This is a genomic window from Zoogloea sp. LCSB751 (genome assembly GCF_002028455.1).
In the GTDB taxonomy this organism is placed as follows: Bacteria; Pseudomonadota; Gammaproteobacteria; order Burkholderiales; family Rhodocyclaceae; genus Zoogloea.
Map to the genome: position 1 here is coordinate 1 of NZ_MWUM01000548.1, position 241 is coordinate 241.

The following is a 241-nucleotide window of genomic DNA, read 5'->3' on the forward strand; positions in this document are numbered from 1 at the left end:
TTAATCGCAGCCACCGCACTGCAATTAGTCGTGACCTATGCGCTGTATAAAAAATTGGAGAAGATGCACCTGATTACCTTCGCTATGGTGACAGTGTTTGGCACCCTCACCTTAGTGTTCCATGACGATGCCTTTATCAAGTGGAAAGTCACTATTATTTATGCGTTATTTGCCCTAGCCCTTGGCGTGAGCCAACTACTCGACAAGTCGATTTTAAAGTCGATGTTGGGTAAAGAGATGA

1 protein-coding gene is annotated in these 241 nt (G+C 44.4%); it reads left to right on the top strand.

Translation table 11 applies throughout. From position 1 onward, the window contains the following. Positions 1–241: septation protein IspZ (locus B4920_RS27660; RefSeq protein WP_173862743.1), on the top strand; the 241-nt coding region annotated here is incomplete at both ends.